Origin of the sequence: Paenibacillus etheri, assembly GCF_001012825.1 — a bacterium.
Taxonomy (GTDB): Bacteria; Bacillota; Bacilli; order Paenibacillales; family Paenibacillaceae; genus Paenibacillus_AQ; species Paenibacillus_AQ etheri.
This window is the reverse complement of sequence record NZ_LCZJ02000033.1, coordinates 684,123-695,963: the sequence shown is the minus strand read 5'-3', so window position 1 is coordinate 695,963 and position 11,841 is coordinate 684,123. Positions and strand designations below refer to the sequence as shown.

At 45.5% G+C, this 11,841-nt stretch carries 9 protein-coding genes and 16 tRNA genes; 24 read left to right on the top strand and 1 reads right to left on the bottom strand.

The window, feature by feature from the left end:
• Window positions 1-108 precede the first annotated feature (108 nt).
• From UQ64_RS22540 to UQ64_RS22465, 16 genes are all read left to right on the top strand, one after another.
• Window positions 109-184, top strand: a tRNA-Asn gene (locus UQ64_RS22540).
• Between the two features lie 3 nt (window positions 185-187).
• Window positions 188-280, top strand: a tRNA-Ser gene (locus tag UQ64_RS22535).
• Window positions 281-298: 18 nt separating this feature from the next.
• Window positions 299-373, top strand: a tRNA-Glu gene (locus tag UQ64_RS22530).
• A gap of 55 nt (window positions 374-428) precedes the next feature.
• Window positions 429-504, top strand: a tRNA-Val gene (locus tag UQ64_RS22525).
• Between the two features lie 17 nt (window positions 505-521).
• A tRNA-Met gene (locus UQ64_RS22520) sits at window positions 522-598 on the top strand.
• 26 nt (window positions 599-624) lie between these two features.
• A tRNA-Asp gene (locus UQ64_RS22515) sits at window positions 625-702 on the top strand.
• Window positions 703-712: 10 nt separating this feature from the next.
• Window positions 713-788: transfer RNA gene (locus tag UQ64_RS22510), tRNA-Phe, on the top strand.
• A 26-nt stretch (window positions 789-814) separates the two neighbouring features.
• Window positions 815-890 (top strand) — tRNA-Thr (locus UQ64_RS22505).
• A 5-nt stretch (window positions 891-895) separates the two neighbouring features.
• Window positions 896-981: transfer RNA gene (locus tag UQ64_RS22500), tRNA-Tyr, on the top strand.
• Between the two features lie 5 nt (window positions 982-986).
• Window positions 987-1,060 (top strand) — tRNA-Trp (locus UQ64_RS22495).
• Between the two features lie 23 nt (window positions 1,061-1,083).
• Window positions 1,084-1,159 (top strand) — tRNA-His (locus UQ64_RS22490).
• Window positions 1,160-1,204: 45 nt separating this feature from the next.
• A tRNA-His gene (locus UQ64_RS22485) sits at window positions 1,205-1,280 on the top strand.
• 19 nt (window positions 1,281-1,299) lie between these two features.
• Window positions 1,300-1,374 (top strand) — tRNA-Gln (locus UQ64_RS22480).
• Between the two features lie 6 nt (window positions 1,375-1,380).
• Window positions 1,381-1,455, top strand: a tRNA-Gly gene (locus UQ64_RS22475).
• Between the two features lie 9 nt (window positions 1,456-1,464).
• Window positions 1,465-1,538, top strand: a tRNA-Cys gene (locus tag UQ64_RS22470).
• Between the two features lie 14 nt (window positions 1,539-1,552).
• Window positions 1,553-1,631: transfer RNA gene (locus UQ64_RS22465), tRNA-Leu, on the top strand.
• Window positions 1,632-1,767: 136 nt separating this feature from the next.
• Here the strand turns inward: UQ64_RS22465 and UQ64_RS22460 are convergent.
• Window positions 1,768-2,517 carry an AraC family transcriptional regulator gene (locus tag UQ64_RS22460; RefSeq protein WP_060625658.1) on the bottom strand — a complete coding sequence of 250 codons (750 nt, stop codon included), beginning with the start codon at window positions 2,515-2,517 and terminating at the stop codon, window positions 1,768-1,770.
• A gap of 328 nt (window positions 2,518-2,845) precedes the next feature.
• Here UQ64_RS22460 and UQ64_RS22455 point away from each other — a divergent pair, with 328 nt between their 5' ends.
• The 8 genes from UQ64_RS22455 (at window position 2,846) to UQ64_RS22420 (ending at window position 11,814) form a co-directional block, all read left to right on the top strand.
• Window positions 2,846-3,985 carry a BMP family ABC transporter substrate-binding protein gene (locus UQ64_RS22455; protein ID WP_060625657.1) on the top strand — a complete coding sequence of 380 codons (1,140 nt, stop codon included), beginning with the start codon at window positions 2,846-2,848 and terminating at the stop codon, window positions 3,983-3,985.
• Window positions 3,986-4,087: 102 nt separating this feature from the next.
• On the top strand, window positions 4,088-5,650 hold the full coding sequence (locus UQ64_RS22450; protein WP_060625656.1) for an ABC transporter ATP-binding protein: 1,563 nt from the start codon (window positions 4,088-4,090) through the stop codon (window positions 5,648-5,650).
• Window positions 5,643-6,689, top strand: coding sequence for an ABC transporter permease (locus UQ64_RS22445; RefSeq protein ID WP_060625655.1), 1,047 nt, complete (start codon window positions 5,643-5,645; stop codon window positions 6,687-6,689). The genes UQ64_RS22450 and UQ64_RS22445 overlap by 8 nt, the downstream gene beginning before the upstream one ends.
• On the top strand, window positions 6,686-7,624 hold the full coding sequence (locus UQ64_RS22440; RefSeq protein WP_060625654.1) for an ABC transporter permease: 939 nt from the start codon (window positions 6,686-6,688) through the stop codon (window positions 7,622-7,624). The genes UQ64_RS22445 and UQ64_RS22440 overlap by 4 nt, the downstream gene beginning before the upstream one ends.
• Window positions 7,625-7,668: 44 nt before the next feature.
• Window positions 7,669-8,622: a nucleoside hydrolase gene (locus UQ64_RS22435; protein ID WP_060625653.1), complete on the top strand. Its 954-nt coding sequence runs from the start codon at window positions 7,669-7,671 to the stop codon at window positions 8,620-8,622.
• A gap of 3 nt (window positions 8,623-8,625) precedes the next feature.
• On the top strand, window positions 8,626-10,023 hold the full coding sequence (locus UQ64_RS22430; protein ID WP_060625652.1) for an ADP-ribosylglycohydrolase family protein: 1,398 nt from the start codon (window positions 8,626-8,628) through the stop codon (window positions 10,021-10,023).
• A 374-nt stretch (window positions 10,024-10,397) separates the two neighbouring features.
• A complete protein-coding gene (locus tag UQ64_RS22425; protein WP_082651274.1) occupies window positions 10,398-11,159 on the top strand; it encodes a methionine ABC transporter ATP-binding protein in 762 nt (253 codons plus the stop codon).
• A complete protein-coding gene (locus UQ64_RS22420; RefSeq protein WP_060625650.1) occupies window positions 11,152-11,814 on the top strand; it encodes a methionine ABC transporter permease in 663 nt (220 codons plus the stop codon). The genes UQ64_RS22425 and UQ64_RS22420 overlap by 8 nt, the downstream gene beginning before the upstream one ends.
• The last annotated feature ends 27 nt before the right edge of the window (window positions 11,815-11,841 follow it).

Genomic DNA, 11,841 nt, shown 5'->3' with positions numbered 1-11,841 from the left:
GTAATGCATGGAGCTGACCAATACTAATCGGTCGAGGGCTTATCCTATATTTAAAACGCAAATTCAATTCGGATTCAGTTTTCAGGCGATTAAGCCTGGTATGAATATTCCCTGATAGCTCAGTTGGTAGAGCACTCGACTGTTAATCGAGTTGTCACAGGTTCGAGTCCTGTTCGGGGAGCCATATGGAGAGGTGTCCGAGTTTGGCCGAAGGAGCACGATTGGAAATCGTGTAGGCGCCACAAGCGTCTCGAGGGTTCGAATCCCTCTCTCTCCGCCACAAATTTTTAATTAGTATGGCCCGTTGGTCAAGGGGTTAAGACACCTCCCTTTCACGGAGGTAACATGGGTTCGAATCCCATACGGGTCACCAAATTTTCACTTGATTTTACATAGTGGAGTTTGGTACAATAACCATTGTTGTTTACGGAGGCTTAGCTCAGCTGGGAGAGCATCTGCCTTACAAGCAGAGGGTCGGGGGTTCGATCCCCTCAGCCTCCACCATATTCATTTAAGAACGACGCGGGGTGGAGCAGCCCGGTAGCTCGTCGGGCTCATAACCCGAAGGCCGCAGGTTCAAATCCTGCCCCCGCAACCAATTTTCATCAAGCAATTATATCTTTTGGAACCGTGGTGTAGTTGGCCTAACATGCCTGCCTGTCACGCAGGAGATCGCGAGTTCGAATCTCGTCGGTTCCGCCATTTTTACCTTGGCTCGATAGCTCAGTCGGTAGAGCAGAGGACTGAAAATCCTCGTGTCGGCGGTTCGAATCCGTCTCGAGCCACCATGATTTTTATAAAAGAATGAGTGCCTGCCGGTGTAGCTCAATTGGTAGAGCAACTGACTTGTAATCAGTAGGTTGGGGGTTCAAGTCCTCTCGCCGGCACCATCCTTGGGGGATTAGCGAAGTGGCCAAACGCATCAGACTGTAAATCTGCTCACGTACGTGTTCGGTGGTTCGAATCCATCATCCCCCACCAGTTTTAGGGGCATAGTTTAAAGGTAGAACAACGGTCTCCAAAACCGTTGGTGTGGGTTCAATTCCTGCTGCCCCTGCCAAATTCTTTCTAAAGTTTAATATGGCGATCGTGGCGAAGGGGTTAACGCACCGGATTGTGGTTCCGGCATTCGTGGGTTCGAGACCCATCGGTCGCCCCATTTACTTTAACAAAGAAGAGTGGCAACTAAATTCAGTATCATATGGCGACTGTGGCGAAGGGGTTAACGCACCGGATTGTGGTTCCGGCATTCGTGGGTTCGAGACCCATCAGTCGCCCCATTTTACTTTAAAATGTTATTGGGGATTAGCCAAGCGGTAAGGCAACGGACTTTGACTCCGTCATGCATAGGTTCAAATCCTATATCCCCAGCCATTTTATGCGGACGTGGCTCAGCGGTAGAGCATCGCCTTGCCAAGGCGAGGGTCGCGGGTTCGATTCCCGTCGTCCGCTCCATATTTTCATGGCGCCATAGCCAAGTGGTAAGGCAAAGCTCTGCAAAAGCTTTATCCCCAGTTCAAATCTGGGTGGCGCCTCCATTAATTTTATATGTGCCGGCGTGGCGGAATGGCAGACGCGCTCGACTCAAAATCGAGAGGGAAACCGTGGAGGTTCGAGTCCTCTCGCCGGTATATCAAAAAGGTTTGTAAAGTCGCTTGTATAAGCAATTTTTCAAACCTTTTTTCTTTATGCCTTTGGACTTTCAATTATAAGCCGTTGAAGTAGAGGAGATCTCTATTCAACGGCTTTTTTATATGGAGTGGAGATTTAGTGACTGCTTAGTCGGAATGCTCGCGGTGTGAGACCAACTTCACGTTTAAACATATTGCAGAATTGGGCGTCATTCACAAACCCAGCAGCTGCGGATACTTCAGATATATGCATTTGGGTATGTTGTAAGAGAGACTTCGCATAATCCAGACGTTTCAATAGCAGATAGCGCAGAGGTGAAGAGCCGAATCGTTCTTTAAATAAATGGCGGAAACGATCATAGCTGTATCCAGACATCTCAGAGAGTGTTGCGACCGATAGCTTATGGCGGTAATGCTCATTCATATAGTTTAGAACATATTGAACTCTGTCTTCCGTTGGAGACTGGAAACCAGAGGCACTTAGAAGCCGGATCAGATGAACAGTGATTTCGCTCATCTGCAGGTTCAATAGTTCAGAGAATCCATCTTGCTTGCGCGTAAACTCTGCTTTCATTCGAAGCAAGATCTGTAGAACAGTATGGTCTTTATCATCTTCATATACGCCTTGCAAATTCTCCATATTTGGGTGATTTGAATGGAAGCCTACAAATAGTATAGTAGCATCCTCACGATGATTCTCGTCATGCTTATGATTGGGTGGTATGAGCGCGAATGATGATGAACGAAAATGATAACTTCGCGAACCTACATTGGTAGTTCCTAATCCGTTTAAATAATAGACTAGTTCATAGCATTCATGCTGGTGTGGTGGAATATAGGTATTAACCTCATGTGCTGCATTTACAATATATAGTACACGATCCATGATGAGCCTCCAATATTTATGTTTTAGCCGAATCGTACAAAATTATGACCGAAATCATATAATTATTTTCATGAATATTTGATATGATCGTATCAAGAAATCCGAAGATTAGCAACCTGACTGGCCATCTCGTTCGGAAATTAGTCGGATTATTCGTAAAAATGATAATTTTATCTCTATTTTAGAGTGTATTCGTTAAAAACATTAAATTTTTAACAATGTAACATGCAATATGAGAGTTTCCATCTAAATCGTGAAATATACAACGGAATAAGATGGAGAACCTCTCAAATTACTAACCAACTATAAATAGGGGTGGAATAGAAAAATGAAAAAGAAAGTTCTCTCTTTGTTGTTACTAGTAGTAATGGTTATGGTCACAGCCTGTGGAAATAATACGTCTAGTAATGGATCTTCCGCAAATGCAGGATCTAATGCAGCTGAAGGTGGAGAAACAGATTCAGGAGATAAACTCAAAGTCGTTCTATTGATTCCAGGAACGCTTGGGGATAAATCATTCTTTGACTCTGCAAATAGCGGTTTGCAAAAGGTTAAGGATGAACTGGGTGCAGAAACAAAGGTTGTAGAAATGGGTGTCGATAAAACGAAATGGGAGCCTACGTTTAACGATATCGCCGCGGAGGACTGGGATGTTATTATTTCTGGCGGGTCGGAAATTACAGAGATGTTTAATGCAACAGCTGAATTATATCCTGACAAAAAGTTCATTAACTATGATACCGACATAGACGAAGCACCAGAGAATATGTACAACATGTCTTATGCGACAAATGAAGTATCTTTTCTAGCAGGTGCTGTAGCGGCGCTAGCTACACAATCGGATATGGCAAATGCTAATCCTGAGAATGTGATCGGTTTTGTAGGCGGCATGGACATTCCAGGAATTAACGCTTTCTTGGTAGGCTACATTCAGGGCGCTCAATATGTTGACCCTGATGTAAAGGTCGCTGTATCGTATGCTGGTGATTTCGTTAACCCTGCTAAGGGTAAGGAGCTTTCGCTGATTCAATATAACTCCGGTGTGGATGTTATTTTTAACGTGGCTGGGGGTACAGGTCTTGGGATCTTTGACGCAGCTAAGGAGAAGAAAAAATATGCTATCGGTGTAGATTCCGATCAGGCAATGTTGCTTAACGAAACAGATAGCGAAAAAGCAAACTTGATCGTTACTTCTTCTATTAAAAAGATTGATAGTGCTATTCTGGGTGCTGTGAAGAGATTACAAGACGGTACACTTGAGATGGGTAAACGTGATGTGTTGAGCTTTGTAGATGATGGCGTGGGCATTGCAGAAAATGATATCTATAAAAATATCTTCCCTGCAGATCTTCAGGCTAAAGTTGAAGAAGTGAAGCAAAAGCTGACCAACAAAGAAATTACAGTAGATAACGCGATGGGAATGGAAACTTCAGAAGTAGAAGCCATTCGTAACGCTGTTAAGCCTTAAGTATAGCTATATAGTGATAAGCCTACAGTTGGAGATTCTTCTTTCAGAAGAATTCCAGCTGTATATTTTTGCAGACCTCCAAGTCGAAAGGCGTTGAGACCTATGAACAAAGCTCTGTTGGAAATGCGGGGAATTACCAAGGTGTATCCCAATGGCGTCGTTGCAAATAAAGACGTGCATTTTTCTTTACGTGAGGGAGAAATTCATGCGATTGCTGGCGAGAACGGCGCGGGTAAATCAACTTTAATGAAGATCATGTTCGGTATGGAAGAACCTAGTGAAGGTGATATCTTTATCAAGGATGAAAAAGTGAAGCTGCAATCTGCTCAGGATGCCATTGATAGAGGGATTGGTATGGTTCACCAGCATTTTATGCTGGTCCCTTCTTTTACGGTAGCAGAGAACATGGTGCTGGGTATGGAGCCACGTAAGGGCGTTGGCATCAATTATGCAGAAGCTGTACGCATGACCGAAGAGACTGCGAAGAAATACAATCTGGCGGTGGATCCAAAAGCAAAAGTGGAGGATCTCACGGTTGGTATGAAGCAAAAGGTTGAGATTCTGAAGGCGCTGCTACGTGGAGCGAAAATCCTCGTTCTGGATGAGCCGACCGCGGTGTTGACCCCACAGGAAACAGAGGAATTGTTCCGAGAGCTTAAACAGTTAAGAGAGCAGGGCCATACAATCGTCTTTATTTCGCACAAATTAAAGGAAGTTAAAGCGATCTGCGACAGAATTACGATTATGCGTAGTGGACGCAGTGAAGGGGTCTTCCAAACGAAGGATGTCACGGAGCAGGAAATTTCGCGGCTTATGGTGGGCAGAGATGTCGTGTTGAAATATGACAAGGAGATTCTGTCTATTGGCGAGCCGGTACTTACTGTACAGGGCCTAGGTGTAAATGATGCACATGGCAAAGCGTTGCTATCAGATATCAACTTTGCGGTACGCGGGGGACAGATTGTCGGGATTGCTGGCGTAGAAGGAAATGGGCAGACACAGCTCATTGAGGCTCTTACGGGTAGCCTAAGAGGGGTCTCAAGCCAGGGCTCTGTGCTAATGAAGGGAAAGGATATTCGTGAATCGGATATTTTGGATATTCGTAGGCTAGGCGTTTCCTATATCCCAGAGGATCGGATGCATCAAGGGATAGCCAGTGATGCAAGCATAGCGGATAATCTGCTTTCCACTCAGTATCGTACAAAAGCTATGAATAAAGGTCCTTTTTTAAACGGATCACGAATTGCCAAGCTTGCAGTATCTCTTGTGGAGGAATTTAAAGTCCGCTGCTCGGGACCTTCTCAGCCAATAGGAATGTTATCAGGTGGTAACATGCAGAAAGTAGTAGTGGCAAGAGAGTGTTCTACTGAACCGCAACTGCTTATTGCAGAGCAGCCGACACGGGGCGTGGATATAGGCGCGGCGCAGTTTATACATCAGAAGCTGTTGGAGCTACGCTCAGACGATTGCGCGATTTTGCTAGTGTCAGCAGACTTAAATGAGATCTTAGAGATCAGCGATAGCCTACTAGTGATGTATGAAGGAAAGATCGTTGCCTTTTTCGAGGAGCCATCTAAGGTTAGTGAAGAAGAGTTAGGTCTTTATATGCTAGGGATTCATCGACAGGACGAGGAGCAAATCAGGAGGGCCGTAAATCATGTTTAAAGTAAAATATTTTGAATACATTCGAACATCGGCAGTAATCGTAATTGCACTCGCTATTGCTTTTCTGATCATCTCATTGGTCAGTAATCAGCCGGTGAAGACGATTGGTATCTTCCTATTTGAGCCGCTATCCAGTAAAGGTCATATTGGTAATGTGATTGAGATGGCCATTCCGCTCATGTTCACTGGGCTAGCAGTTTCCTTATTGTTCCGGGCAAATATGTTCAACTTGGGAGCTGAAGGGATTTTCTATTTCTCCGGTGTTGTAACTTCCGTGTTGGCTATTCATTTAACGTTGGACGGCTGGCTGCATCCGATAGTAGCCATTGCTGCGGGTTCTATTGTAGGCGCGTTGCTCTCCGCAATCCCCGGGATCCTCAAAGCCAAATGGAATGCCAATGAGCTGGTTACATCCTTGATGTTCAATAATATTTTGTTTGGAGTAGGTTTATATCTACTGAACTATCACTTACGTGATGCCAAAGCGTTCGCCAATGTATCCTACAAATTCGAGAAAACGGCACTGCTGAGCAAGATGGTACCTGGCACACGTATTCATACCGGACTTCTCATCGTTATCGTGCTTATTATTGCAGCGCATCTGTTCCTATACAAGACTAAGTGGGGATACGAGCTGCGAATGACAGGCATCAACCGGAACTTTGCTCGTTATTCAGGTATGAAGACGGCGAAGGTTATTATACTGGTTCACTTGATTGCTGGTTTTATCGCGGGGATGGGTGGTTCCGTAGAAGTGTTAGGGATGTACAACCGGTTCCAATGGACTTCGTTACCAGGTTATGGCTTAGATGGTGCGCTTGTAGCGATGTTAGCCAAGAATAATCCGATATCTGTAATCGGCGCTGCATTATTTCTTGCGTATATCCGGATCGGTGCCGACATGATGGCGCGTCTATCTGATGTACCTTCAGAGATGATTTCTATCATACAGGCGATTATCATTCTTTTGATTTCGGCTGAGCAATTCCTGAAGTTCTGGAAAAATCGGATGCTCTTGAAGGAGGCGAAGGAAGCGTGAACAGCTTATTTGATGTGATTTTTACGACTGACTTTGCGTTTTCTGTTCTTCGAGTGACGACACCGATTCTATTTGCCGCACTGGGAGCGTTAATCTCTAATAGGGCTGGTATCATTAACATCGGTATGGAAGGCATCATGCTTGTCGCAGCGTTAGCCGGTGTCATTGTAAGCAGCTACACACATAGCGCGTGGGTAGGTTTACTTGGAGCTGTGATGTCTGGAACATTGATCGCTGGTATATTAGCTTTTTTCACATTGAAATTTAAAACACATATCATTCTCGGCGGCGTAGCTATAAATATGTTCGCTTCGGGGGGAACCGTGTTTATTCTTTATCTGCTGAGTGGAGACAAGGGATCTTCTACATCTCTGGCGAGTAAAGTGCTACCTAGTGTAGAGATTCCTTTGCTGAAGGATATTCCGGTGCTGGGGCCTATTCTATCAGGACATCACATTTTGACGTATGTATCTATCATTGCAGTGTTTGTCGTCTACTATCTCTTAAACCGTACACCGCTTGGTCTGCGCATTCGTTCAGTGGGTGAAAATCCACATGCGGCTCAATCTGTGGGTGTAAGTGTTGTGATAATACAGTATATGGCTTTGCTGCTTAGTGGATTTTTCGCTGGTCTAGGTGGGGCTTACATGTCGATGGGGTACCTGTCACTGTTCACTCGCGATATGATCGCTGGTCGGGGCTGGATTGCGATTGCCGCAGAGTCTATGGGTAGAAGTACAACAGTGGGTACGGCGCTGACCTCTCTATTATTTGGTACGGCAGACGCGTTATCGAATGCGCTACAGGTCCTGAAGATTCCTGCAGAACTGATCGCGACGCTTCCTTATGTAGCAACGGTAATTGGACTTGTGATCTATGCGGTATCTGAGACACGGAAAAAGAACAAAAAGCTCAAAAGTCCGCTAGTGAAATAGCGATAAGAGTAAAGAAGATCTATACAACTAAGGAGTGAATGACTATGCGAACACCTATTATTATTGACTGCGACCCAGGGCATGATGACGCAATAGCTATACTACTTGCAATAGCAAACCGAGAAAAGCTGGATCTTTCCGGGATTACAACGGTTGGTGGAAACCAGATTCTAGATAAAATCACGGATAACGCCCTTAAGGTGATCAGCTTTGTGAATGCTGACATTCCTGTAGCTAAAGGGGCTGCGGGTCCATTGTTCGGTAAGCTTGTTACTGGAGAGGAAGCGCATGGCGAATCTGGCATGGACGGCCCGCTATTGCCACTAAGTAAATTCCGGCCTGTAGAAGAAGGCGCTGTAGAATTTATGCTGAATATCATCCGTTCCTCAGAGGAGAAGATTACACTTGTACCGATGGCACCTTTAACGAATATTGCGCTGTTAATCACAGCTTATCCAGAGATTAAGGATAGAATTGAAAAGATCTCGCTGATGGGCGGTGGCATTTCTTATGGGAATGTAACCTCTACTGCGGAGTTTAATATCTATGTAGATCCTGAAGCCGCTCGTATCGTGTTTGAGTCGGGTATTCCGATTACGATGAGTGGTCTGGATGTGACGGATAAGGCAGCTATTTTCGAAGAAGAGATTCTAGCATTGAAAGAGCGGGGCCCTGTGTCAACTATGGTTGGAGAGCTGCTAGATTTCTATTCGATTTACGGGAAGAAAATGGGCTATGTCGGCAGTGCACTGCATGATCCATGCGCCGTAGCTTGGCTCTTGCATCCAGAAATGTTTGAATCCGAGCATCTATATGTAACGGTGGAGACAGAAGGTAAGCTGACGCGGGGAATGACGGTTGCAGACAAAAGAAAGAAAACGGATCGCCCAGCGAATGTAGAAGTCCTGGTGGGAGTAGACCGGGAAGCATTTATGAAGTTGATTTTTGATTCACTGGAAAAGCTAGATCAAGAGCTGCTTGCGGCTGAAGGGAACTAACCTATGGCAGGATGGGAGAGACTTCAGGAGACGGTTCAGTTTGAATTGGTTCAACGTGGCGAAGAAGGCTGCAAGATCGATGGCTTCGCAGATAAACTAGCTGCTGCAGGTGACGATGAGATCAAGCTGATGCAAGTTTACAACGAGTTGATGGAGCTCACGATTGCCGAGGACTTTCCTTATGAAGAGCCATCCTCACTAGAGGAGATTCATCGTCTACGTCCAGAAGGTCCACGCAAGCTGCATGCGGAATGGAGCGAAGCGGAGTGGAGAGACAAGTTCTATGGGGCTTGGCTGGGTAGAAGCGTTGGGTGTGCACTCGGAAAACCATTGGAGTATTGGGACTACCTATACGGTAAAGATGGACGTCCGGGCTGGGAGAATATTGAGCTGTGGTTCCGTGGTGCGGATGCATGGCCAATTACTGGCTATACACCTGGGCATTCGCGGGCAGAGGCGGAATATGGCCTTGGCTTAAGCGATTGGACTTATGCTAGTACCCAAGAGACTATTAAGTTTATGGAGAGCGATGATGATATTCGTTACACGGTTCTGGGTCTTATGCTGCTGGAGCAGAAGGGGCTGGACTGGGATTCTTGGGATATCGGAAAGCTTTGGCATAAACATCTGACATACGCTCAGGTATGTACGGCGGAAACACAGTCGTATATGAATTTTGCACAGGAGACGTCTCATCTGCATGGGGAGAAGCCTGCGGATTGGCTGGTGCGGCAGGAAAGAGTGCGGATGCACTTAAATCCGTACCGGGAGTGGATCGGTGCGGCTATACGCGCAGATGGACTGGCTTATGGTGCGGCTGGCTATCCTGAGCTTGCGGCAGAGTTAGGCTGGCGCGACGCTTCTTTTTCACATGTGAAGAACGGAATTTATGGTGAAATGTTTAATGCGGCGATGATATCGGCGGCTTTTGCTGAACAAAATAACGAGCGTATCCTGGAGATTGGTCTCAGCGAAATCCCTAGTACCAGTCGTCTGGCAAGTGACGTTCTACGAGGTATAGATATCGCGCAGAAGGCCAAAAGTGAGCGGGAGTTGGTAAGTAAGATTTGGGATACATTCAGCCATTATGATGCGGTGCACACCAATAATAATGCTGCTCTTGTAGCTGCTTCGCTGGTCTATGGCGGAAATGATTTCGAAAAAGCGGTCGTTACTTCCGTATACGGAGGAATGGACACAGACTGTAACGGGGCTACTGTCGGCTCTATTATGGGAGCAAAGCTAGGAGCAAGTGTGTTGCCGGCTTCATGGATTGAACCGCTTCATGATACGCTATATGCGGATCTGCCCGGGTTCCATCCGATAGCGATTTCGGAATGTGCGGAGCGCAGCTATCAGGTGTTCTTGAAGATTCGTGGGGAGCTTGACGGAAAGTCTTAAATCAAGGAATATGAAAAGAATTAAGGGATGTCTTAAGCTACCTGGCTTAGACATCCTTTTTTGTGCGTGGCGATCTAGTTCTTGAAATAGATGTAACAGGGGTTTAGGAGTTAGGTAACAGGAGAATCCTGATTTAAAGTGGGATTAAGTTCAGTCATTTATTGAGAGATAAACAAGTAAAAATAGTCCGGTATAAAGGGCTTTTATGCGTTAATCTTATTTTCTGATATACCATTTAAATAAAAATGGTGACACAGAACATAAAATACCTTATTATTTAAAGAGATTTTTAATAAAACAGTTTTTCAATAATTATAGTACAAACCTTTTCTTAGAAGGTTTCAGAATAAATGGAAAGGAAGGGGGAGTTTGCGATCCTATCGCTGAGTCGGGTGAGCAAAGGATTCAAGCTGAAGGACGGCATGTATCAGGCGGTGGATGATGTATCGCTTGATGTGAAGAAAGGATCAATTCACGGGGTTATTGGTGAAAGCGGAGCAGGGAAATCCACACTGCTGCGATTGATTAATCTGCTGGAAAAGCCGGATCAAGGGACAGTCACCGTAGATGGGCATAATTTAACCGAAATGCCGAGTAAACAGCTACGGAAAGCTAGGGAAAAGATTGGGATGATTTTTCAGCAATTTAATCTGGTCAATAACGTCACGGTAAGCCGCAATATTTCGATCCCACTGGAATTGGCAGGGGTGCCGAAGCGTGAACGGATGAAGCGGGTGAAGGAATGTCTCGATTTTGTCGGATTGGCTGATAAGGCAGAGCAATATCCTGCACAGCTAAGTGGAGGACAACGACAACGGGTGGCGATCGCCCGGGCGCTTTCGAACAGTCCAGGACTATTGCTATGTGACGAACCAACATCTTCACTAGATCCAGGAACAACTGCGGATATTCTGGATGTCCTGAAGGATATTAATGGGGGCCTTGGGGTTACGGTAGTGATTGTTACGCATGAGATGGATGTTGTCAAAAGCTTATGCACTCACGTATCGGTGATGGAAAAGGGGCGAATCGTAGATTCCTTCTCTCGCCAAGATGGTGATTTCCGACCTGCTGCAGTCCGTACTGGTTCTTATCGGGATCAAATTCTGGGTAAAGCGGGGGAAACTCATGTTTGATAGTGTACTTCAATATCAGGCACAGATGTGGGAATCGATCGGGGAAACTTTTATAATGGTCGGTATTTCTGTTGGAGCAGCACTGCTGCTGGGGCTTCCGCTCGGGACGTTGTTGTTTTTTTGCCGAAAAGGGCAGCTCTATGAGAATAAAACATTGTCACTGGTGCTCAACAGCATCGTAAATATTATCCGTTCGTTTCCATTCCTGTTGCTTGTCGTTGCACTCATTCCGGTCACTCGATTCCTTGTCGGAACTGCGATTGGAACAATGGCAGCTACGGTTCCGTTATCCATTGTTGCCATTGCTTATTACTCTCGTCTGGTAGAGCAATCTTTGCTGGAGGTTCCTAAAGGAGTCATAGAAGCGGCGTTGTCTATGGGAGCCTCGAAGCTTGGGTTGATCTTTAAATTCCTGTATGTAGAGGCTCGTTCGGGTCTAGTGCTCGGACTTACTACCTCTACCATTAGTTTTATCTCTTACTCGACCGTAATGGGGGTTGTTGGAGGGGGCGGGGTTGGCGATTTTGCCATCCGTTATGGATATCAGCGTTTTGAGACTGAAGTGATGATCTATGCGATTATTGTGATGATTGTATTGGTTCAGTTGGTGCAATTCACTGGAGGGACGATCTCACGGCTGTTAGATAAGCGTTGATCCTGTACATCAAATATTTGTAATACA

What these genes read in the sequence shown, in the direction of transcription:
- UQ64_RS22435 (WP_060625653.1), top strand. Translation starts at nt 7,669, where the DNA reads ATGCGAACACCTATTATTATTGACTGCGACCCAGGGCATGATGACGCA.
- UQ64_RS22450 (WP_060625656.1), top strand. Translation starts at nt 4,088, where the DNA reads ATGAACAAAGCTCTGTTGGAAATGCGGGGAATTACCAAGGTGTATCCC.
- UQ64_RS22420 (WP_060625650.1), top strand. Translation starts at nt 11,152, where the DNA reads ATGTTTGATAGTGTACTTCAATATCAGGCACAGATGTGGGAATCGATC.
- UQ64_RS22430 (WP_060625652.1), top strand. Translation starts at nt 8,626, where the DNA reads ATGGCAGGATGGGAGAGACTTCAGGAGACGGTTCAGTTTGAATTGGTT.
- UQ64_RS22455 (WP_060625657.1), top strand. Translation starts at nt 2,846, where the DNA reads ATGAAAAAGAAAGTTCTCTCTTTGTTGTTACTAGTAGTAATGGTTATG.
- UQ64_RS22460 (WP_060625658.1), bottom strand. Translation starts at nt 2,517, where the DNA reads ATGGATCGTGTACTATATATTGTAAATGCAGCACATGAGGTTAATACC.
- UQ64_RS22445 (WP_060625655.1), top strand. Translation starts at nt 5,643, where the DNA reads ATGTTTAAAGTAAAATATTTTGAATACATTCGAACATCGGCAGTAATC.